The following is a 23,066-nucleotide window of genomic DNA, read 5'->3' on the forward strand; positions in this document are numbered from 1 at the left end:
GGATTTAGTTTTTTGGCGAATCAACCTTTAGGTTTATCTGTTTATTTCCGCTAGTGGTGCTCACAATTACAAATATAGCTGAAAGTAGGGAGAAAAATGTTTGGCGGATTAGGTCGCCGTATACTGGGTTCAAAGATTGAAACAAATCAACTCGGCAATGAAAGATTTAGTGTTTTTTGGGGCCTGCCAATACTGGCAAGCGATGCCATCTCTTCTGTAGCTTATGCGGTGGATGAGATCCTCTGGGCTTTAATACCGGCAATTGGTATGCTTTCATATTTATGGGTACCTGAAATCGCTGGAGTTATAATTTTTCTTTTATTGGTATTAACCGTCTCCTACCGTCAAATTGTTGCAACATACCCCGGAGGTGGGGGGGCTTATATCGTTGCCAGGGAAAACCTTAAACCTATTTACGGTCTAATTGTGGGGGCTTCCCTATCCATCGATTATATCTTAACTGTGGCTGTTAGTATCTGTGCTGGAACAGCTGCAATTATTTCAGCTTTTCCTTTGCTGCAGACACATCGGGTGGCCATAGCCATAACTATAATTACTCTTATGGTTATTGGCAATCTAAGAGGTATAAGAGAATCATCCAGGTGGTTTAGTCTTCCAACTTATGCTTTTATGGTGGCTATTTTAACACTTATATTCACAGGTATCTTAAAAGGCGGGGATAATATTGCCGGTTTGCCCAACACGCAAGTATCGGATATAGCATTTGGCACACAGGCGGTTACAATCTTTTTGCTTCTTAAGGCATTTTCCTCCGGGTGTGCCGCTTTGACCGGAGTTGAAGCCATCGCTGATGCAGCGCCTAATTTCAAAGAGCCGGCTGCCAAAAATGCTAAAAAAGCTTATATTCTATTAGCATGTGCGGTGCTTCTGACGTTTGGTGGAATTGTCCATCTAAGCACAATTTACCATCCCGTACCGTCTGCCGAGCAAACCGTGATCAGCCAGATTGCCACGGATGTATTTGGCAGGGGGGTGATGTACTACATCATTCAGAGTACCACGGCAATTCTTTTGGCAATGGCCGCCAATACAGCCTTTGCCGGATTTCCAACCCTGTTTTCCGTTATTGCACGCGATGGTTACGCTCCAAGGCAGTTTACCCTGCGGGGACACCGGCTGAATTACTCCAATGGCATCATAGCACTGGGTTTAATGGCCATACTGCTGGTTGTTCTTTTTCATGGTGATACACACTTGCTTATACCATTATACGCGGTAGGTGTGTTCACTTCGTTTACTCTTGCTCAATTTGGCATGCTGTTTCGCTGGTTTCGCTTAAAACCTGAAGGTTGGTATATTAAGGCCATCATTAACGGTGTGGGTGCGGTGATTACCCTGGTAGCGGTAATTATTATTGGCTTTGAGAAATTTACTGCGGGAGCCTGGATAGTATTCTTGGTGATTCCAATACTTGTTGCTTTGATGTTAAAGGTAAAGAACCACTATAATGTTATAGCCAAGCAATTGGACATTCCCAATGAGCACTTGAGCGATATGTCCCTTGACGCCAAATATGAACATCATTTTATAATACCGATCGCCAGTCTTAACGGTTCGGTCATATTGGCCTTAAGGTATGCCAGAAGCCTTACAGCCAATGTCGTTGCCTTCCACGTTGAACCATACGAAGGGGAGGCCGATAAACTGAGACAGAAATGGTCGAAACTCAAAACAGATGTTGAGCTGTTTGTTAAGCCTTCTCCATTTAGAGAGATTATCGGCCCGCTTGTGGAATTTATTGATTCTGAAGAACATGCATCCAAACAGGGAGATATGATAACCGTATTATTGCCCCAGTTTATTGTATCAAAGAGATGGGAAGTATTGCTGCATAACAACACCAGTATTTTTATTGCTAGATCCCTGTTTGATAAAAGGAATGTTACATTGGCGGTTCTGCCTTTTTATCTGGAAGACCTGCCGGGCAGCAGAAGGCGGAAAAAATCCAATGGCAGCAAGAATGGTGAGAGTTAGTTTTTCAGTGTTGTGGGGATTGGCTAAAAAGCACAGCACCTCTAAATAGAGGTGCTGCGTTTCTTAGCCGGGCGTTTAATGGCCTTGGTGTATAAAGGTTTGCTTAACGACTATTCGTTATTTTGCCTTTCCGCGAGCAGTTCGAATGCCTCCTGTGCGGCCAGATTCCGGTGGATAATACCGTCTACCGCGGCCAGCAGCGCCTCGGGATGGGGGCTTTGCCAGATATTCCTTCCCATAACAATGCCCCGGGCCCCGCCCTGGATGGCGCCGTGCACCATTTTCAGAGTGTCCAGGTCGGTTTCACACTTGGGGCCGCCGGCAATGAGCACCGGCACGGGGCAACCCGCCACTACCCGGTCAAAATTCCTTTCGGTATAATAGGTTTTTACCAGGTCGACGCCGTGCTCTGCCGCTACTCTGGCGCCCAGGGCGATGAAGCGGGGGTCTTGCTTTTTGTCCTCGTTGATTTTGCCTACTCCCACCACACCCAGCAAGGGCATATTCCAGCGGTGGCACTGCCCGGCTACCCCGGCCAGGTTAATTAGCGTTTCATGCTCATAGGGAGAACCAATAAAAGCCGACACGGCTACTCCGTCAGCCCCCAGCGCCAGGCCTTCTTCTACCGTGCCGGTGAGCCCCTCCCTGGTCAGTTCCGGTCCCGCAATGGTGGCCCCGCCGCTGATGCGCAGCAGGGTACCCGGGCAGCCCCGGGGATTAAAGGCATATTTGAAAATCCCTTTGGTTAACAGCCAGGTATCCACCAATCCCGTGGCATCCAACCGGTCAATGGTCTCTTTAATGTTTAGAAGGCCCGTCATGGGTCCCAGCGCCATGCCGTGATCCACGGCCACTACCAGCGAGCGCCCGGTCTCGCCGCGAAATATTCTGCGCAGGCGCATTTGCATGCCGTCCATTTGAAAATCCCCTTTCATCAAAGCGCTAGCTGAACAGCACAACGCCTTTAATCATTTTTTGCTGCTTTACTTGATCCACCGCGTCCAAAAGATTATACAGGCTGAAGCGGTGGGAAATCATGTCCTCAACTTCAATAGCTCCGCTGGTAATCAGCTCCAGAGCGAGATGAAAGTCTGCCGGAGTTGAGGCGAAGGTGCCGGTAAGGGTAATTTCCCCGTAGTGCAGCCAGCGAGGGTCTATGGTAAGCGGCTGCCCCGCCGGCGGCCCGCCGAATATATTGAATATGCCGCCCTTGCGCACGGCAGGTAAATACTTTTCCATTATCGCAGGGATACCCAATGCGGCAATTACCAGATCGGCACCCCGTCCGCCGGTAATTTCCCCAACCCGGGACACTAAATCACTATTGTTGGTATTGATGCAATAGTTCGCCCCCATGCGGCGGGCTGTGTTCAACCGCTCTTCCAGTACATCGGCCATAATCACCTGCGCACCTGCCCATTGCGCCGCTTTCAGGTGAAACAGTCCCATTGGGCCGGCGCCGATTACAACTGCCACGTCCCCCGCGGCTATATCCGCCGTTCTGGCCGCGGCCAGGCAGCAGGAAAGGGGCTCGGCTAGGGCCGCCTGTTCGAAGGAGATCTGCGGCTTCAGCTCACTGACTCCACCAATGGCCACTATTTGACCCGGGATGCGCACAAACTCGGCAAAGGCGCCGTCAGCGCCGTGCCCCAGCCCGAATTCACTTTCACAAAGGTTATGCCTTCCCCGGCGGCAGTAAAAACAATCGCCGCATACTGCAATGGGGTAAGCGGCCACCCGTTGCCCCGGGATAAGTTCCGACACACCGCGGCCTATTTCGTATATTTCTCCCGCAACCTCGTGGCCCAAAATGGTGGGCAAGTTCTTGGGCAATCCCTGGCCCAGCAGCATTTTAACATCAGTGGCGCAAATCCCCGCAGCCCGCACTTTGATGATCACTTCCCCGGGAGCGGGCCGGGGACGGGGCACATCTTCAATGCGTATATCGTTCATACCATGTACTACGGCTGCTTTCATCCTTGTCCATTCCTTTCGTTATTAGCTTCCCTGACTGCCTGCATCAAGGCTTTAAGTTTATCGGGGCTCTTTTTGCCCGGCTGTGCCTCAACTCCCGAGCAGAGATCAATGCCGTCCGGGTTCACTGCTTTAATGGCCGCTCCGACATTGGCCGGGTCGATTCCTCCCGCCAAAAACACGGGCACCGGGCAGTCTTCTTTCAGTTCCCGTGCTATCTGCCAGTCGCTTACCCGGCCCGTGCCGCCATACCTTTGCGTACCGTCTACCACTGCCGCCGTATCCGGGACAATTACATCGGCACCCGCCGCGCAGCCGGCCCTTATCTGCGCCGATATAAATTCCCGGTTAGACCCTTCGCCTGCAGGGGGCAGGTGCAGGGACTGCCAGCATTCAATCCGGGGGAACTCCTTTTTACACCAGGTGATAATTTTTTGCGCCGGGTTAAGAAATTGCAAGGCATGGGGATGCAATGACTCCACCAAATACTGAATCCGCTCCGTGGATATCTGGTACACCAGTGCCACTGCGGGCCGGGGGGCGCGGGAAAAGATTTCTCGGGCCCCTTCAACAGTGAGAGAGCGGGGAGAGTAGGGCACTTCTACCACCACTCCCAGGTAATCCGCCCCTTCTCCGGCGGCCAGCAGTGCATCTCCAACATTGGTAATCCCACATATTTTAACTTTGCAACCATCCTTCATGCTGATAAGTCCTTTCTTTGCCGCTTTCCAACACCCGTGCGCCGGTGTTATCTATATGCGTTTCGATAATTCTGTTGGCCGGTACATTTTCCGCTGCCAAAAACTTTAACATGCGCCGGTAAACCTCATCATTGCGGGTTAACGCATAAACCGTGGGTCCTACTGAGCTCATGCCCACCACCTCGGCACCGATTTGCCTCAGGCTGCCGATGTACCGGTAAATGGGCGCGCCGCTCAGCCCGTGCTGCTCGCATTCGGCCCGTTTGGAGCCCAGAAAAGCCAGGTCAAAGATCGCGTTGCCTATCCCTTTAAGATCGCCTCTGACCATAGCGGGCAGCAGGTCCAGTAAAACGATTTGCGATTTGGTGCCGCACTGCAGGTTGTCCAGGTACCTGGCCCGGCGCATAAGCAGTTCCACTTCCGATTGAGCGGCGGTGTCCTTGCCGGTAAATTCATCTTCCAGGGTGGGCACATCGGGGATGACAATCAATGCCCGGGTGTCGGGTAAGGCGATGCGATAAATCAGCTCCATATCATCGGTGCCCAGCACCATGCCGCCGTTGATGCCGGTCATTGCCCCCAGGCCGGTCTCAAAGCCGCGAATCAGGCAGGCATTATTCAGTGGGCTTTCCTCACAGGCGTTAAAGCCCAGAATGCGTCGCAGTTCCCGATTATTGAAGGGCCGTCCCAGCACTTCGTTAATTCCGACGCAGGCTGCGCACATGGATCCCGTGGAGGAACCCATACCCACATGGCGGCGTCCGTGGTCATACAGCTCGATTTCCAGGCCGCCGGTGTAGCCCAGAATCTCCTTGAAAACCCGGGCAAAGTGTCCGACAATAAGCGTGCGCTGTCCTTTAACCACTATGTCGGGTCTTTTGGTGGCCCGTACCCGTACCCTAAAGTATATACCTACGGCAAAGCCGATGCCGCCTCCGCCGGGACGGGTGGTATTGAACCTGTTCATATCCAGTACCGAGGTGTGCAGGCGGGCCGGAACGGTAACTTCTACTTCCCCTTCTTCAACACTGGCTACCGTTCGGGGTTCCACGCTAAAATCCTGAGGGTAAACGATAAAATCTTTTTGCCCCGGCTCAAATTCCTCCAATATTGTGGTAATGCGGTCAAAGGGCCCACCGATAATACCTATTTCAATAGTTTGCTTGCGCGGGGTCAAAACCGCCTGGTTAATTACCATACTACTATCCTCCCGTATGATTATAGATTAATTAATTGAAATTAATCTGCCTGCAAACGTTTCATTTAATAAATCAAACTAACATAGATAATCAACTATCATAGATGATTTGCGTTATATGCAAGCAATATTGTAACATTCGTTGGCGCTAATAATGCTTGATACTGTTTAATATCGCCTCCTTGTCTTTAATAACGTACCTAAAAACAAAAAAACACGCTCCGAAAGACGCAGCGTGGCTTATGATGCATAGGGCAGAGGGTTTTAAGACTGCTTAATAACAAAAAAACACCCCCGCAGGGGTATGCAAAGGCAATGTATGAATAACCGGCTCAGATCAAAACACCGATTCCATACTGCAATACTATCGTAAAATTCTAGACTTTGCCCTAATTACCATCCTGCCATGCTACGAATTTATTATAAACCGACCGGGCAGTTATGACAATATGAATACACATTTTTTCGGTTGGCCACCATCGGACCCGGAAAAGTTATGCACAGGTAATAGAAAAAATTGTCGAAAATTATAATAAAGCGGAAACAAAAAGGAGTGTCGTCATAACGGTTGTTTCCTTATGGGACTTAGTTTCTGATTAGGCATTTTGAGACCTCAGCGTAGTTTTTAAGTTAATCCTATTTGATTCTGAGGATACGGAACTTGTTGATAGGTTTGTCCGTATAGGTTTAAACTTGACTGCTGTGCCGGTTCAACAGGATAGTATCCCATGTTTGCCATGTATTGCCACACTTCAAAAGCATGATGGGAGCTCATCTGAAAAGCGTTTTCAAGGAATGAGCGGATTTCCGCATTTGAAGATTCCATTGCGGCCCATGCATATTCGCGACCGGCACGTTTTAGTGTTAATAAATAAGCGGTAGCAATTTCTCTATCATTAAATTGCTGAACGTTTACCCTGGGGGTTACTGGTTGTGGGTTTATTGGTTGGCTTTGGATTGAATTAATCTGTTGCATTTGTGGTACAGACAAGTGTTGAGTGGATATTCCCGCCTTCTGCAGCAGGTCTACTTTAATATTGTAATCCTGCACATGGAAAGGAAAATGTTTTAGAAGTAAGGCTTTAAGCTGCGGATCTTGAGCTTGATTAACAAAGCAAGCCATGTTTGTAATGGAATTAACACAACTCATCGTTAGTTCATGCAGATCGTGCACTTCATGAGCCGATAATCTCATAACAACACTCCCTTATGTTTTTTAGCTATGCATATATGGTGCTTAAAAAGTTGCTATTCTATGATAAAGAATTTTAGTAAATAATGTGTTCCGTGGAATAAATGCGGAGAGATTGTCAGCCGATGTCAGTTGCGCAATTATGTAATATATCAATTTTGGTGATCACGATGCTATTATTCATTATCGGTAAGGATATTAACTAAATCTTGACCCTGTTGATTTTATCTAGCCAGCGAAGAGAGGCTGCAGTTGCTGCGCCGAATATTATAGATCCGATAAAATGAGAAAACTGTGTGTTTGATCCTGTCTCATGCAAGTGAGGAACTTGGTATAATACTGGAATCGTATAAATAATAAAAAAACTTATCAGACCGTAAAATATACCTTTTAGTAAATAACCCCTGGATTTGATTATTGGTATAAAGAAGGCAAAAATAATACCCAATAATCCGGCCCATATTACTTGCATAGTAAAGGACATTATAGTTTCATAAATACTTTGAGGTGGTTCTCCATAGATCATCATTGCGGCCCAGTCAAGGTAACGAAATGAGCCGAAGTCCAAGTAATAATAAGAAAATAAGTCCCATAGTTCCATAGATAACCCGCCGATAATTCCAGCTATTGCTCCTCTAAATGTTCTATCCATAAAATATCTTACAACCTTTCTGAACAGTTATGATCTTATGATTTCGTACCTGGGCACCGGATGAAGCCAATTTTTCGTTTTACCGTACCTAAATATCTTTTCTGCCATATCTAAATCATTAAAAAGTAAATCCTTAAAAAGACTTCTGATTCTGTCATTGGTTGTGGATTTATCTAAAGTCTGAACATGCACTGTTATTGCACATTGTATGCCGGGCGGCACATTCCTAAACATGGAGTCACCTTCTAACAAACAGGTATTTTTAGCGGGTGGCATAAGACTGGGCGGTCTAATAGGCAACGTTATGCTACTTTAAAGCAAAATATAAGTTTAGTATATAACTTAAAAAGCTTTTAATGCATATTTTTATTTTTGGCGCGACCGTTGTCTGATGCCTGCTGTCTGTCGGTCGGTGGAGGCTTGCTGTTAAGCTTTGATGTGAAGCTTTGGTGGCGGGTGTTGAACAAAAAATTACTATAAAGGATTATAACTGTGGTACAATTAACCAAAACTGCGGTGCCGGCAGTTTCTGCCGCGGTATTGCCGGTTACATGTACATAACTTTTTCCTCGTTACTTCTTGCAAATTGAGTACTGAACAAGCAGCGGAAGTGCCGGGTAAATACAATCGGCAGCGATTGTCGCGGGTATGAACAATAACTAAAACAAAAAGAAGCCCAACTCGCAATCCAGTCGGGCTTCTTTTTTTAAATTTGCTGATGGTTGCTAGTGGGGCAGTGAAAATGATGGACTACCGACTTATACTGCTTGATTAATCAATTCCGTATCATCCAGTATGCGCAGCCTGATGCGGCGAATACTGAGGCGATTAATCTCCGCAACTTCGAGCTTAAACCCAGACAACTCCACGGTGTCACCGACTCGAGGTCTCTTGCCCAGACGGCCGAACATATACCCGGCAAGGGTATCATATTCCTGCTCATCCTTTACCGGCAGGTTAAATTTTTGTGCGGCCTCATCCAATAGCAGCCGACCGTCTACCAGGTAGGTTTTTTCATCCTCAGTAATAATTTGCGGCTGTTCCTGGTCAAATTCATCCTGGATTTCTCCCACCAGTTCCTCCAGTATGTTTTCCATCGTGATGATACCGGCGGTTCCTCCATATTCGTCTACAACCAAAGCCATATGTTGATGTTGCTGTTGGAAGTTATGCAACAGTTGCCCCAGCGGCATACCTTCAGGTACCAGCATAATATTGCGGCGCACGTTATTTAAACCTCCCTCTGCTTCTAAACGGAAAAGGTCTTTAATATGGATTAACCCCAACACATTATCCCGGTCGCCTTCACAAAGGGGAAAACGGGTATGACCGGATCTCCTGGCAATGTCTATATTTTCTTCAATAGACTTGGTCAAATCCAGGTATACTACCTCCGGTCTGGGCACCATTACATCCCGCACCACTTTATCTTCAAAATCAAATACGTTTTGCAGCAGTCGCCATTCTTCTTTATCCAGGTGTCCGCCGCGGTAACTTTCCTGCACCAGCATTTGCAGTTCTTCCTCGCTGTGACTTTCCTCATGTTCGCTGGCGGGCTTTACGTTAAAAAGTTTTAAAATATGGTTGGCGGTGCCGTTGAATACTACAATGCCCGGGTAAAAGATGAGATAAAAAAACCGCATAGGCATTGCCAGCCACAAGGTGACTGTCTCAGCCCGCTGGATGGCCAGTGATTTAGGCACGAGTTCGCCAAAAACCACGTGTATGAAAGTAACCAAAGAGAAAGCTATGACAAAGGAAATGGAGTGAATAGCAGTCGCGGAGGTGATGCCCAATAAGAACATCAGCGGCTCAAGGAGTTTGGCTACTACCGGTTCACCCAGCCAGCCCAAGCCAAGGCTGGAAACGGTAATGCCGAGCTGACATACCGATAGGTAGGCGTCAATGTTTTTAACACAGCACTGGGCGGTTTTAGCCGCTTTGTTGCCTTCTTCCACCAGTTGTGCCAATCGCGTAGGTCTAACCTTGACGAATGAAAATTCGGCGGACACAAAGATGCCGTTTAAAAGTACTAGAAATAGAGCCAATATTATTTGAAGCGCGGTTATAATACTGAATGACAATCCGTCATCCATAGTAACTTATCCAATCCCCCTCAAAATATATTTTTGGGCTTTTGCTTTGTTATTTATATTATCATATATATTAGCAGGTTAACTAATTTAAACAAAACCCTCAACCGGTCAATATGACCGCTCTAAAACCCACTGGTTCCTATTATAGCAGGTAAGCCCCTGATTTTGTCCTTTATCTCGCCCACTCGCAACCGGATACGTCTTTGGCAATGTGCGATACGATTGTAATTACGATTTGGAGCTGATTAGCACCTTTTTTATTCTTCTATTGCCCATTTCTCTTACTTGAAACATATATCCAGCCCAAGATAAAGTTTCGCCGTTTACAGGCAGGTGTCCCAATTTTTCAAGCATAAACCCGGCGATTGTTTCATATTCAGCATCAGGTGAGATGCTTTTTAAGTCAAGTGCTTCTATGATATCCTCAATTGGTGTATCACCTTCCACTAACCACTGACCCTCCGAAGTTTTGATAATGTGACTTTGGTCTTCAATAATATCGCCTATTATTTCGTCCACCAGGTCTTCGAGAGTTACTATCCCTGCAATGCCGCCATATTCATCTACAACGGCAGCCATACCCAACTTTTTCTGTCGAAACTCTTTTAACAATTCCACTGTATGCTTGGTCTCAGGTACAAGCAAAGTTGATGACATAATGTCTTCCACCTTGCGGTTCTGATTCACTAAGAACTCACAAGCCAGATTGTGAATTCCGATCATGCCAACTACATTTTCATAATTACTCTTATATACCGGGAATGCAGAGTAACAGACTTTGCAAGCCTTTTCCAGAGCCTCTTTAATGCTTTCATCGGCATCTAAATAAAAAATTTCGGTTCTTGGTACCATAACCTGCCGCACAATCCGATCGCCAAAATCAAAGACAGCTTCAATCATACGCTTTTCTTCTTCCGGGAGGGTTCTGTGCTCTGTAATATAGAGCCGAATTTCTTCTTCCGTTATTTCTTTTTCTCGTTGCTGGGGATTCCCGCCCAGCAACCTTACAACTACGTTTGTGGAAAAAGTCAAAAAACGTGTTAATGGGATGGTTGCTTTGGCGATGAGGTTGATAGGTCTTGCCGCTGCCAATGCAATTTTTTCGGACCACTGCATGGCCAGACGCTTAGGTGCCAGTTCCCCGAAAACCAATGTTATGTAAGAGATGATTACCGTGACGATTAATACCCCCAGAGTGTTGGAGATACCTGTCGGAATGCCGATTTCCCTAAGTTCACGTGCCATAGCTGTTGATAAACCAACCGCAGCAGTTGCGCTGGCCAAAAATCCGGCCAGTGTTATACCAACCTGAATGGTTGCCAGAAAAAGGCTGGGGTTTTCGATTAACCCGATAAGTACTTGAGCCGATTTGTTTCCGTCATTTTTTAGTTGTTCTATTATTACCCGTCGTGTGGTAAGCACAGCTATTTCACTGGCAGCGAAGAAAGCATTAAATAATATGAGTATAAATATAAGCAATAAACCCGTCCAATTGACTTCCAAATTAAACACCTTTACATAATAATTTTTGCGCTTTACGTTTAGCATGTATGAAATTATTTATTCATATGCAAAACGGTATATTATTTTATATTTTAATAAGATTTTCCTCATCCTGGTATTGAGTGGCGTTTTATTCGTAGCAAAAGGTATCTTCAGTAATATTGCACATCCGCTGTCATCTTAAACTATTGATCTATTATTCTCTGGTAATAGTTTTTTGAATCAAGTGAAGATTTTTTGTTGATAATGCAAATGCGCTCTGATCGCTTGGAGAGGGACATTCAAATTGAAATATATTTCTTCACTATTTCTTGCTGCATTGAACAATCCGCGGGCTAAAAGATCTCACCCGTTTTTGTCCAACTGAATAATATATTCTAAAGGAACTGTTGCAAAATGGGGGGATTAGCTTGGGTTACTTTGTTAGAGTAGAACAAGATGTGAATATTTACGTGGAAGACCTTAACCCGGGGAATGGGAAGCCAATCTTATTTATACACGGTTGGCCGGCAAATTATAAAATGTTCGAATATCAGTTTAATAAGCTTCCCCAAATGGGATATCGTTGCATCGGAATGGATTGCAGAGGATTTGGTAAATCCGATAAACCTTGGAGAGGCTACAATTACGATCGAATGGCAGATGATATTCGAGGTGTGGTTGAAGCACTCAACTTACGTGATTTTACACTCGGAGGGCACTCTACGGGGGGAGCTATTGCCATTCGATATATGGCCCGTCACAATGGATATGGGGTATCCAGGCTAGCCCTTTTTGCGGCTGCGGCTCCCAGTCTTATTCAGCGTCCATATTTCCCTTATGGTTTAACAAAAGAAGACGTAAATAAGATCATTCAGGGAACATGTGAAGACCGTCCTAATATGTTGCAGGAATTCGGAAATATGTTTTTTTTCCAGTATGTGACTAAGCCTTTCTCGGCTTGGTTTTTTCAATTAGGACTTCAGGCGGCAGGTTGGGCCACCGCAGCGGTTGCATTCTCCTGGTTGGACGAAGAAGGCTTATTTTCCGACCTCGGAAAAATAAACGTTCCTACATTAATTCTTCACGGTATTCATGACAGAGTTTGTCTTTTCCCTCTGGCCGAAGCACAAAACCGGGGAATAAAAAATTCCAAGCTTGTACCGTTTAAATACAGTGGCCACGGATTATTTTACGATGAGCGTGACAAATTCAACAAGGAGTTGATACAATTTATTGGATAACACAAGTTGTTGAATCCAGCCTAATCTGCCGTCAGTAAAGAATAAGGTGCTAAATGTACATGTCGCAAGTCTAAGGGTAAGAGAGTCTGTGAAAATATGAAAGCGAGAAATCGTCGGGTAGGGTAGGGAGGCTATCCATTAGCTGAGTAGTCTCCCTGCCACACACCGTGTGTATCGTTCGGTATGCGGTGGTTTTTTAAATTCTTATGAACAGGAGATGGTATAAAATAAAAATTATTCACTTTTTGTTTTAATATACTCTAAATTATACTCTAAATTCTTTTTTGCATCCGGAACGTATTTAAATACCTCATCAAGCTTACTACATGCATAATCATTACATTTAGAACATGTTTGTAGATTTCTCCCTTTTGCACACTTTCTAATTTTACACATATACTCACAGTGATATGTCTTAATACCATCCGATAAACAACCACTACAATTAATTTGTTCCGGCAGTATTTTAACGTTATAGTGATTTGACCAGTTTTTGGCAACCTTGGCGCGTAGCTTATCATCGTTTTTCTGTGTTGCAGTGAAAGCTTCGCATTTCGTGCAATCTATTCCGCAAAATGCTATCATATTTTTCTCTCCCTTAAACATATTGTCAGAATATCTAACTTATGGCTATTATATTTTAAAATTCTATTTAAATAAAGGCCATAATCTGTCGCATTCTATTGGCGAGATTTATTGTATTATACAGGCATACTGTAATACAATTAGACTTAAATTTTCGTAGAAATACGGGATTTTTCTTTTTGAGTGGGTGATGCCAATGGTACTGTAAGCAACATTTATATGTTGCAATATCAAGCGGGCTGTCATAAAAAGTACACAGAACCTTAAGTAAAAAACATGGGATTTGCCGGTGAACAGTATGGTTGTATTGTAGCATAATGATTGCTGAAGGATGTAAAATACATATTATAATAAATAAGAATATGCTTTAATCGGGAGGCGGCAGAGTGGAGGATAATAATATGAAAAATAGAGTAGCTGTAATAACGGGAGCTACAAAAGGAATTGGCAAGGGTTTATTTATCAGATTAGCTGAAGCTGGAGTGAATACAGCAACGGTTTATCATGAAGATGAAAAGGCAGCTGAAGAGTTTGCGGAAATTGCACAAAAGATGAATATTAGATATCACATTGAGAAGTTTGATGTTTGTGATATTGTAAAACTGCCCATCTATATTAATAATATATACGAGGAATTTGGCAGGATAGATTACTTGATTAATAACGTTGGTTTAAATGTTTATAAAACAATACATGATTGCAGTTTGAAAGAATGGGAAAAAGCCCAGGACATTATATTAAATGTTCCTTTCCAATTAATGAAATTAGTTATACCTGTTATGAGGCGGCAAAAATTTGGCCGCATTGTAAATATTGGAGCATCATCAAATGATTATTTGAAAGGGGTTGCAGGTGTTGGGCCTTTTGGGGTGCACAAAGCAGCCTTGACAGTTTTAACAAAAACTTTAGCCTTGGAAGAAATAAAATACGGGATAACAGTAAACATGGTGGCACCTGGAAGTACAGAAAAAGCAGGAACAATACCAGAAGGGGGTAGGATACCAATTTCTAATATTCCGATTGGCAGGAGGATTGAGATAGAAGAAGTGGTGGAGTCCATCATGTTCTTTTTAGCTGATAACGTAGGTGGTATAACAGGGCAGTTCATTGGAGTAAACGGGGGACTGTCTACCTGACAGTCAATTTGAGCCTATAAAAAAACAACATATAGCAACCAAGAAGTGTAATTGCTAATGGGTAGCCTACCCGCTTAAAATGTTCACGAGCACAAGAGTATTTAATTTTACCGGCAACGTCTAAGTGAGGGCTTTAGTGGCTCCTTAAGAAATCGTAGTTAAAGAAGACAATAGCACATCATCCTATCACTGGCTCCGAACTCACTGGACAATAGTTATTTGTGTTATTTTATTTTTTTAGGTTTAATCGTTTTAACAAAACGAACATCTGTATCCTGTTGTAAAATCTTTTTAGCTGGTTTTAGAATTAAGCGATCTTTATTAATTTTATGTTTATTGAATATTTCTAAATTGGTTGATTGCTTTTCAACGTAGTTTCTGTTTAATACACTTTGTTGAGCAAAATTATCAACAAGTAAATATAAGTAAGTGGCAAACAGTATATGAGCAATATAAAATGCAGTTATAGATAATGGTTCGTTACGGGCGTAATCGGCAATATTTAATAAATTCATTATAAACCCTGCAACTAATAACCAAATGCTATTAACGATAATAATAGCTTTCAACCAAAGATTATTCCATCCGGTTAAGTCCAGGGCTGCCACATAAAGCAATGCATAAATTCCTCCAACAATTGTACTCCAAATTACGCCGAGTGTTTTTATTGAAAGAGATTGGGCAACTTCATTATTTAAAAAAAATTCCATTGTAACTTGAGGCATATTTACGTTTTGGCCTGGTATGGCTTGATTAATTAGATACAGCGATAAGTCGGCTGCTAAAGCTGCTATAGGACCTGCAAAAGCAGCTAGTAAAAGTTTATCTCTTATTTTAAATAGATCCTCAATTTTTCTCATAAAGATCCTCCCTACCTTAAATATCTTGTTATTATTACTTTTTTCTAAAAGCAATATGTCTGTTCATCATTTTTGGGGGATATTGGCTTAAAGGAATGTATTTTCATTCAAACTAAATAATGCTTTATTGTATGTATATTACGGTGGCTTGGTGGAGTTATCAAAAATAAAAGGGGCTGTTGTACAACGGGCTAAATAGTTCATAGTGCCGCAGCTTTTTATAAAGGTATCAAATTATTATCGGAATTGGCTGAATTTAGGAAAGGGAGTATCGCTTACTACTCTAAGAAAGTAGTTTTGCGACACCCTCTTTTGCTAAAAGTTAAATTACGTTCGAATATCCTCACAATGTGTGGTATCCGGTTGTGGTACGAGGCAAACGAATATTACTATAAAATGGGGTTTGATAGCTCGCAAGGCATTGCCTCAATTAGATAATTTAGTCTATATTAGCTTAATTGACAAGCTCTTAAATTATGTTTCGGCAACGTAGTATATGGCTTGCAGGACTTCTTTTTTGTCAAAGTAAGAGCTTTTGCGAAATGGCATAAAAGAGCAACATCATACAAGAAAACACGGCGGGTATCCAGTATTATTATGAATAAGTTTCCCAATAAAAATAAAGGAGAATAGTTATGCTTAAAGGATATACACAGCCGCGTACCCCCTTGGGAAAATCCAGCCTGCTGTCCGAACCGCCCTGGCATTTTGCCGGAGATGCCCTGGTTGTGGAGTATGAAACGGACGAAGCGAAAGCGGCGGCATTTTTGCCGGAAGGCTTGGAACTGGAATCTGCCCGCTGCGCCGTATACTTTATGGACTGGCAGTACGCCAGTGATCAAGAATACATGGACCCCGTTTGCAGCCAGTACAGGGAAACGCTATTTCTGCTCAGTGCACGATATGAGGGTAAGCCTATTGCATATTGTCCCTTTATCTGGGTAAGTCAAGATAAATCCATGATGCGCGGGTTGATTCAGGGCTGGCCCAAATCCGGAATGCTCGCTGGATGTCCTCGAAAATTCCCCGCTTTTCCGTTAAATAGCTATGGCGTTTCCGATACCGGTCCGGAATACCGGGGTCCAGGTATTTAACGTCCCCGTCTCCAGTCCGGAGGTCCAGTTTTAACCATGTAGCGTTTTAATGTGTCTTTGGTTATGGTATTAAAAAATACATAGCGTTTTTTCGCACCCTTGCCCATAACTTTGATTCTTCACTGTTGCAGGTCGACATCTTCCATGCTGATACTTAACAACTCCGATAGCCTTAAACCCGCACCAACATTATACAGTAGTCTCTAAACCACTGTTCAGTAAGTTTCTCCGTCTTGCCATGATTGTAACCCCCTGTAATTTTACTTACAGGGCACGCGTACGTTTCTATCGGATACGTTTTCTACGCATACGTTTTACGCGTACGTTCAGAAACAAAAAGGCCGAACGTGTTAATTTCACGTTTGGCCTCAAATCCCGTTATATCGGGCTTTCCTGGTGTCGGAGGCGGGACTTGAACCCGCACGGTCGCCCATACGCCCCTCAAACGTACGCGTCTGCCTATTCCGCCACTCCGACATAGTTTGTCATGGCAAATAAAATTATATGATTATGTCCCCGGTTTGTCAAGAGTGTATATCTAACCAGCCAAATTATTGCGGCGGCTTTCGTGTCATTCGAAGACTGCACACGAACATGTTGATCACTGCCTGTCGTAAAGCCAGGTATATACCTTGTAATTCCACAGCACCTTGCGCACAAAGTTTTTGGTTTCCGGGAAGGGGATCACGGCTATGTCGGAGATGCCGCCGGATATTTTATCTTCCTCCAGCCATTTGCGCACATTGCCCCGTCCGCCGTTATAGGCGGCCAGTACCATTATTCTATTACCGGCGAATTCATCCTCTAAATTGGCGATGTACCAGGCACCCAGCCGGATGTTGGTTTCCGGGTCAAAAAGCAGGTCCGGGTGGTAGGGGTTAAGATAGATTTGCTTAGCTATCCATTCACCGGTATCCGGCATGATCTGCATCAGACCCCTGGCGTCTTTGGGGGAAACAGCGTCAGGGTCAAAACTGCTTTCAGTTCTCATGATAGCGGTTAAAAAATACGGGTTAACCTCGGCCATGGCGGCATATTTCAATATTTTATCGCTGTAAGGCATGGGGTAAAGTAGTTTCATTATATTAGTAAAATTAAAAATTACTACTATAAGCAGTATAAATAAAGTGAATCTAAATTTATTCAGCCTGCGCTTGTGGGCGGTCAATTGCATCACTCCATATTTGCTGCACTTGTTGTAAGGTAGACTCGGGGGTGCCGCTGTTGTCGATAACCTTCTGAGCGTAGGGAAGCTTGTCTGTCTGGGGCATCTGGGCTGCCAGGCGACCGGCTACTTGCTCTGCGGTGGCGGCATCTCTTTCGATCACCCGCTGGATCTGTGTTTGAGCATCCACGATGACCAGCCAGACTTGGTCCACTAATTTATACATTCCCGTTTCAATGAGCAGGGGTGCTTCAATAACCAGCAGCGGGGCGTCGGGAATATTTTTATAATCTGTGATAGCCTCTAATACCTCGGCTCTAATGGCTGGGTGTACAATGGAGTTGAGGAGTTCTAAAGCCTGGCGGTTATTAAAGACTATTTGCGCCATTTGGGGCCGGTCCAAGGTGCCGTCGGCATTTAATACGCCGGTGCCGAAATGTAGCGTGATTTGCTGTAATCCCGGCGTGCCCGGGGCCACCACGTTCCTGGCCACCTGGTCGGTATCAATTACTTTGGCCCCCATGTCCTTTAGAAAACGGGCCACGCTGCTTTTGCCGCTGCCGATGTTGCCGGTAAGTCCAACTACTAGCATATCTTATTCCTCCCCAAGAACAATTATTAATATTTCTCCCGGGTTTTAATCTGTCCTGCTATTCGTGTCGAAATTAGATAAAAATTTTTGTCCGGCTTGCGCCGGACGTAGCGAGTAGGTGGATGGATATCGTTAATAAGCTTGAATTAGTGTTAAGAGATATTTTTATTTTATGTGTATATTGTTGTTGTATAGGGTAGCAAATGTGCATTGTTATTGGATGATATTTTTGTCTTATGTGATGATTGCTATGGCCGTTATATAGTTACTTAGTGCATTTTGAAGAGCCCCAAAGCGATGAGTATGAAACCGGGCAAGGTGGTGACTTTCTGGCTGAGACCATTGGTTCCCACGCTCATACCGGTCAGCAGGCCCAGGTAGGTGAGTACGAAGTGCCCCAAACCCACCATCAGAGCGGTGTAGAGTAAGTTAAAGCCCAGCATGGATACGGCAAATCCTGCGGCGAAGGCGTCCATGGCCAGGGCCAGGCCCAGCAGCACTGCTTCTCGCCCCGAGATTATGCCGGACCGGTCCAGGTCCGCCCGGTATGGTTCCCGGAGGATCTGAATAACCAGTCCCAGCGAGCGGATATGGATTTGTAGCATCGGGTCGGGTATTTCAGCTTCATTTTCCATTTCTCCGGCGGATTTAGCCCGAGCTTTTTTGCGGTTTTCCTGCAGGGATTGTATCAGCACCCACACTCCGATAAACAGTAAAATAACCCCGCCCAGCCTGTGGGCAAAGGTTGCGGAAAAGTAACCGGCTACTGCGTTGCCCAGCACCATGGAAATGGTGATGGCCGTCATGGACATAATGCTTATAATAGCCAGGGATGTGATAGGTACTTCTATTTTACGCACCCCATAGGCCACGCCTGCCGCAAAGGAGTCCATGTTCAGCGCCAGCGCAAACACTGCCAGAGCGATAAGCTCCATATGACTTTCCCCCCTTGTCGCTATAAATTTTGTTCTTTTCATAACTTCTTTTCATACTATGGTGGGGAAAGTTTAAGTGTGCATTTGGGCATCCCGGTACGGGTTAACGACAGCAAAGCGGCGGCAGCATCCAGTTGCAACCGAGATTTATATAACGTGAACTGCTTTTCATCCTCAAGGTAAACTTGTTCAGTTAAAGCTGAACAGCGGAGCTTCAGGTGGGGATTCTACCCCACCGGGGTAAAAATAGGAAGGGAGTGTCGCTTACTACTTTCTTGAAGTAGTAAGCGACGCTCCCCTTCTTAGATTCAACCAATTATTCCGATAATAATCCGGTATCCTTACAAAAAGCTGCCGCACTATGAATTATTTAGCCCGTTGTGCGACAGCCCCTCTTGGAATTTGATCAATAATCATTTTTCTTCTGACGTTGCATTAAAAGGCATGCATTATTATTGTTGCCTGGAACAATTAAAAGCCGGTGCCATACTGAACGCTGGAAGCGGTCTTTATATTATTGCTCCCGCTGGCAGGCGGGGCAAAAGTATGAGCTGCGTCCGCCTATCTTAATTCTTGCAACAGCAGTACCGCAGTGGGGGCATGGGCTGCCCTCGCGGTTATACACGCGCAGCAGTTCCTGATAGTTGCCTCTGCGGCCGTCGCCGTCTACGTAATCCCTGAATGATGTGCCCCGGTTTTGAATGCCTTCCTGCAGCACTGCTATGATAGAGTGATAGAGGCCGGCTATTTCCCGGGGAGACAGTGAATTGGCCGTGCGCTGGGGATTAAGGCGGGCTCGATGTAAAGCTTCATCAGCGTAAATATTGCCCAGGCCGGCAATAAAGGTTTGATCCAGCAGCAGTGATTTAATACGCACCCGTTTGCGTTTTAGTTCCCGGCGCAAAAAATCCCTGGAGAACTCCTGCCCCAAAGGTTCCGGACCCAGGTCCTTTAGCCCTTTGACCCGGTCTAAAGCCTGCAGCGGGGCCAACTGCAGGCGTCCGAATTGGCGCATATCAATAAAACGCAGTTCATGACCGTCACTGAGTAAAAAGACAACGTGGGTATGCTTGGACAGCGGTTCGTCCGGTGCAGTGTAAACCAGGCGTCCGGTCATGCGCAGGTGTATAATCAGCACATTATCATCGGTTAAATACAGCAGCAGGTATTTGCCCCGCCGTCCCAGCCGGGTGATTTTGCGGCCCGTAACTTGCGCGCTGAATTCTTCCGGCGAGGGCTCCCGGATAATTTTAGCCATCATTATATTGACGCCGTTTATAGTAAGCCCGGCTATTTTCTTTTCCAGAGTTCTTTTTACTGTCTCAACTTCGGGTAGTTCCGGCATGTTTACGGCACCTTTCTAACGTCATACCAGTTGGGGCCCAGCTTTAAATCCACGACCAGCGGCACATCCAGCTGCAGGGCGTTTTCCATGTATTCCCTTACCATATCCTTTATCACAGGCAATTCCTCGGGAGGCACGTCGAAGATAAGTTCGTCGTGTACCTGTAATATCATTTTTGTGGCCATGTGCCGGCTTTTTAATTCATTATGTATTCTTACCATTGCCAGCTTAATTATGTCTGCAGCGCTGCCCTGGATTGGCGTATTGATGGCCGTGCGCTCGCCGAAGGCTCTGATGACCCGGTTGCGGTTTAAAATGTCCGGCAGGTAGCGGCGCCGGTTAAGCAAAGTAGTGGCGTAACCCTTATCCCGGGCTTCGGCAATTTTGCGGTCGATAAATTCTTTAACACCCGAGTAGCGTTCAAAGTAACTGCGGATGTATTGGCCCGCCTCAGCACGGCTGACTTTAATATCCCGGGATAGGCCAAAGTCGCTGATACCATACACAATGCCGAAGTTGACCGCTTTGGCCCGGCCGCGCATTTCCGGTGTTACTTGCTCCATAGGTACGCCAAACACCTCGGCGGCGGTGCGGCTATGGATGTCCTGACCTTCATTAAACGCATTGACCAGGTTTAAGTCTCCGGACATGTGCGCCAGTATGCGCAGCTCAATTTGCGAATAATCCGCGGTAAGAATCAGGTTGCCTGGTTGGCAGGGGACAAATACCCGCCTGATCAGCCGCCCTTCTGCCAGCCGAATGGGTATGTTCTGTAAATTGGGATTGGAGCTTGACAACCGTCCGGTGGCAGTTACATTCTGGTGAAAGGTGGTATGAATTCTGCCGCTGGTGGGGTTAATCAGCCCGAACAGACCGTCAATATAGGTTGATTTTAATTTGGCCAGCTGGCGATAAGCCAGAATTTTAGCCACGATATCGTGAGACGGGGCCAGTTCTTCCAGCACTGAGGCATCAGTGGAAAAACCGGTTTTGGTTTTCTTAATTACCGGCAGTTCCATTTTGTTGAATAGTATATCTCCCAGTTGTTTGGGCGAGTTAATATTGAATTGTTCACCGGCCAGCCGGTAAATTTCCTGTACCAACAGATCAATTTGCCGTCCCGTTTCCTCCGCCATGCTGCTTAATATCGGAGGGTTCACAGCCACCCCTTCCATTTCCATATCCGCCAATACTGCCACCAGCGGCAGTTCAACGTCGTAGTACAGCCTATCCATATCGGTTTCCACCATTTTTTGATGCAGCAGCTGCGCAAGGCGCCCCAGCACATCCACCCGGGCCGCCGCTGCGGCTTCTCCCTCGGTGGGCAAAACCAGCTGTAAATACTGCAGGGCCAGGTCGGTTAATGTGTTCTGTGACAGACTGGGGTTAAGCAGGTAGGCGGCAAGCTGAATATCAAATGCCAGACCCTGCATGGTGCGGTTGTGGCGATGCAGCAGCCATAGAACCTCTTTGCCGTCGGCACAGATTTTTTTTATCTGCGGGTCGGCACAAATATCTGCTATGGCATCCAGTGCCTCAGCTTTTTCCTTGACCGGCAGCAGGTAGATGATATCACCAACAGCGGCGGATAGGGCCGCCTGACTAATTCCGGTCTCCCGGGTGCCCAAAAGTTCCAGCACAGCCTGGCCGGATGTGCTGACTGCTTTTCTTATTTGCAGCAATTCTTCCGCTGAAGACACCCTTTGATAATCCACGCTGTAAGTATCCAGCTTATCCGGCCCACCGGCGGCCTGGCCGGGCAGCTTGCCTGTTTTATCGCTGTGGCCTGCTTTGTCCATAATGTTGTGGACCAGGGTTTTAAACTCCAGCTTGCTGAATATGTCCAAAAGTGCCGGGTAATCCGGTCCCGGCCATTTAAATTGCTGAACTTCTATATTTAACGGTACCTGGCGGTCGATGGTGGCCAGTTTCTTGGATAATACCGCCTGGTCCTGGTGTTCTGTTAACTTGTTGCGCCAGCGAGTGGGCAGTTTTTCCCGGTCGGCAATTACATCCTCGAGACTACCGTGTTCCTGAATCAGCCTGAGCGCGGTTTTTTCGCCGATGCCCGGCACACCGGGGATATTATCGGACGCATCTCCCATCAGTCCTTTAATATCAATAATCTGCGGCGGGTTGACCCCGTAGCGGTCCCAGACTCCCCCCTCATCGTATTCTTCCATTTCGGTGATGCCTTTTTTGGTGAGCAATACGCGCACCCGCGGGGAAACCAGCTGCAGGGCGTCCCGGTCGCCGGTAAGTACAAACGACTCTATATCCTCGCCCTCGGCCAATTTGGTGAGGGTGCCGATAATATCATCCGCTTCGTAGTTTTCCAGTTCCAGGGTTTGAATACGCATATGGCGCAGCACCTCTTTCAGCAGGGGGAACTGGCTGCGTAGCTCGGGCGGGGTTGCCTTGCGTTTGGCCTTGTAATCTGCGTAGCTTGCATGTCTGAAGGTAATTTTGCCTTTGTCAAAGGCCACGGCAATGTAACCGGGCTCTACTTTTTGCAGCACTTTAAACAGCATATTGGTAAATCCATATACGGCGTTGGTAATTGTGCCATCACTGGTGGTCAGCGGGGGAATGGCGTGGAAAGCCCGGTGGATCAGGCTGTTGCCATCTATAATAAGAAATTTGTTCATGAATATACCGGCACCTGCCTTTAGTTTTGATAGTGGTTCTAATCAGTATTTTCACCGGTTAGATACAAAATACCTGCAGGCTTTCGGCTAGTAATATGTTTGGTTCTAGAAACTAATTTTTTATGGCAGGATTTTTTAGTTCACCAAGCGAAGTAGATGTAAAGCAGATATG

The 23,066-nt window shown here is 45.8% G+C and carries 19 protein-coding genes and 1 tRNA gene; 4 read left to right on the forward strand and 16 right to left on the reverse strand.

Annotated features, from left to right (window positions below):
* The first annotated feature begins 96 nt into the window (after window positions 1–96).
* The gene (locus ABDB91_RS06250; RefSeq protein ID WP_347490741.1) at window positions 97–1,995 is read left to right on the forward strand and encodes an APC family permease; all 1,899 of its coding nucleotides are present in this window, start codon (window positions 97–99) and stop codon (window positions 1,993–1,995) included.
* A gap of 110 nt (window positions 1,996–2,105) precedes the next feature.
* On the opposite strand, the gene ABDB91_RS06255 is transcribed toward ABDB91_RS06250, so the two are convergent.
* The 8 genes from ABDB91_RS06255 to ABDB91_RS06290 form a co-directional block, all read right to left on the reverse strand.
* The gene (locus tag ABDB91_RS06255; RefSeq protein ID WP_347490742.1) at window positions 2,106–2,912 is read right to left on the reverse strand and encodes a fructose-bisphosphate aldolase; all 807 of its coding nucleotides are present in this window, start codon (window positions 2,910–2,912) and stop codon (window positions 2,106–2,108) included.
* A gap of 25 nt (window positions 2,913–2,937) precedes the next feature.
* The gene (locus ABDB91_RS06260; protein WP_347490743.1) at window positions 2,938–3,972 is read right to left on the reverse strand and encodes a zinc-dependent dehydrogenase; all 1,035 of its coding nucleotides are present in this window, start codon (window positions 3,970–3,972) and stop codon (window positions 2,938–2,940) included.
* Window positions 3,969–4,670: a phosphoribosylanthranilate isomerase gene (locus tag ABDB91_RS06265; RefSeq protein WP_347490744.1), complete on the reverse strand. Its 702-nt coding sequence runs from the start codon at window positions 4,668–4,670 to the stop codon at window positions 3,969–3,971. Before ABDB91_RS06265 ends, ABDB91_RS06260 begins: the two co-directional genes overlap by 4 nt.
* On the reverse strand, window positions 4,648–5,868 hold the full coding sequence (locus ABDB91_RS06270) for a sugar kinase (RefSeq protein WP_347490745.1): 1,221 nt from the start codon (window positions 5,866–5,868) through the stop codon (window positions 4,648–4,650). The genes ABDB91_RS06265 and ABDB91_RS06270 overlap by 23 nt, the downstream gene beginning before the upstream one ends.
* Window positions 5,869–6,493: 625 nt before the next feature.
* Window positions 6,494–7,063, reverse strand: a complete 570-nt coding sequence (locus tag ABDB91_RS06275) for a spore coat protein (RefSeq protein ID WP_347490746.1) — start codon at window positions 7,061–7,063, stop codon at window positions 6,494–6,496.
* A 199-nt stretch (window positions 7,064–7,262) separates the two neighbouring features.
* On the reverse strand, window positions 7,263–7,712 hold the full coding sequence (locus ABDB91_RS06280; RefSeq protein ID WP_347490747.1) for a hypothetical protein: 450 nt from the start codon (window positions 7,710–7,712) through the stop codon (window positions 7,263–7,265).
* Between the two features lie 758 nt (window positions 7,713–8,470).
* The gene (locus ABDB91_RS06285) at window positions 8,471–9,808 is read right to left on the reverse strand and encodes a hemolysin family protein (RefSeq protein WP_347490748.1); all 1,338 of its coding nucleotides are present in this window, start codon (window positions 9,806–9,808) and stop codon (window positions 8,471–8,473) included.
* Between the two features lie 228 nt (window positions 9,809–10,036).
* On the reverse strand, window positions 10,037–11,311 hold the full coding sequence (locus tag ABDB91_RS06290; RefSeq protein ID WP_347490749.1) for a hemolysin family protein: 1,275 nt from the start codon (window positions 11,309–11,311) through the stop codon (window positions 10,037–10,039).
* 410 nt (window positions 11,312–11,721) lie between these two features.
* Between ABDB91_RS06290 and ABDB91_RS06295 the strand changes: the two genes are divergently transcribed.
* Complete coding sequence (locus ABDB91_RS06295) at window positions 11,722–12,534, forward strand: alpha/beta hydrolase (RefSeq protein ID WP_347490750.1); 813 nt, start codon at window positions 11,722–11,724, stop codon at window positions 12,532–12,534.
* Window positions 12,535–12,768: 234 nt separating this feature from the next.
* Here the strand turns inward: ABDB91_RS06295 and ABDB91_RS06300 are convergent, their stop codons facing one another.
* A complete protein-coding gene (locus ABDB91_RS06300) occupies window positions 12,769–13,119 on the reverse strand; it encodes a DUF3795 domain-containing protein (protein WP_347490751.1) in 351 nt (116 codons plus the stop codon).
* A 386-nt stretch (window positions 13,120–13,505) separates the two neighbouring features.
* Here ABDB91_RS06300 and ABDB91_RS06305 point away from each other — a divergent pair, with 386 nt between their 5' ends.
* Window positions 13,506–14,255 (forward strand): SDR family oxidoreductase, encoded by a 750-nt coding sequence (locus tag ABDB91_RS06305; RefSeq protein WP_347490752.1) that lies wholly within the window; start codon window positions 13,506–13,508, stop codon window positions 14,253–14,255.
* A gap of 224 nt (window positions 14,256–14,479) precedes the next feature.
* Here the strand turns inward: ABDB91_RS06305 and ABDB91_RS06310 are convergent, their stop codons facing one another.
* On the reverse strand, window positions 14,480–15,115 hold the full coding sequence (locus ABDB91_RS06310) for a hypothetical protein (RefSeq protein ID WP_347490753.1): 636 nt from the start codon (window positions 15,113–15,115) through the stop codon (window positions 14,480–14,482).
* Between the two features lie 635 nt (window positions 15,116–15,750).
* Here ABDB91_RS06310 and ABDB91_RS06315 point away from each other — a divergent pair.
* The gene (locus ABDB91_RS06315; RefSeq protein WP_347490754.1) at window positions 15,751–16,209 is read left to right on the forward strand and encodes an acetoacetate decarboxylase family protein; all 459 of its coding nucleotides are present in this window, start codon (window positions 15,751–15,753) and stop codon (window positions 16,207–16,209) included.
* A gap of 394 nt (window positions 16,210–16,603) precedes the next feature.
* Here the strand turns inward: ABDB91_RS06315 and ABDB91_RS06320 are convergent.
* From ABDB91_RS06320 to polA, 6 genes are all read right to left on the reverse strand, one after another.
* Window positions 16,604–16,686, reverse strand: a tRNA-Leu gene (locus tag ABDB91_RS06320).
* Window positions 16,687–16,810: 124 nt separating this feature from the next.
* Complete coding sequence (locus tag ABDB91_RS06325) at window positions 16,811–17,383, reverse strand: lytic transglycosylase domain-containing protein (protein ID WP_347491544.1); 573 nt, start codon at window positions 17,381–17,383, stop codon at window positions 16,811–16,813.
* Window positions 17,349–17,966, reverse strand: coding sequence for a dephospho-CoA kinase (gene coaE / locus ABDB91_RS06330; protein WP_347490755.1), 618 nt, complete (start codon window positions 17,964–17,966; stop codon window positions 17,349–17,351). Before coaE ends, ABDB91_RS06325 begins: the two co-directional genes overlap by 35 nt.
* A 269-nt stretch (window positions 17,967–18,235) precedes the next feature.
* The gene (gene ytaF / locus ABDB91_RS06335; protein ID WP_347490756.1) at window positions 18,236–18,901 is read right to left on the reverse strand and encodes a sporulation membrane protein YtaF; all 666 of its coding nucleotides are present in this window, start codon (window positions 18,899–18,901) and stop codon (window positions 18,236–18,238) included.
* A gap of 514 nt (window positions 18,902–19,415) precedes the next feature.
* A complete protein-coding gene (mutM, locus tag ABDB91_RS06340) occupies window positions 19,416–20,246 on the reverse strand; it encodes a bifunctional DNA-formamidopyrimidine glycosylase/DNA-(apurinic or apyrimidinic site) lyase (RefSeq protein ID WP_347490757.1) in 831 nt (276 codons plus the stop codon).
* Window positions 20,247–20,248: 2 nt separating this feature from the next.
* A complete protein-coding gene (gene polA, locus ABDB91_RS06345; protein ID WP_347491545.1) occupies window positions 20,249–22,900 on the reverse strand; it encodes a DNA polymerase I in 2,652 nt (883 codons plus the stop codon).
* Window positions 22,901–23,066: the final 166 nt, after the last annotated feature.

Origin of the sequence: Desulfoscipio sp. XC116 (assembly GCF_039851975.1) — a bacterium.
Classification (GTDB): Bacteria; Bacillota; Desulfotomaculia; order Desulfotomaculales; family Desulfallaceae; genus Sporotomaculum.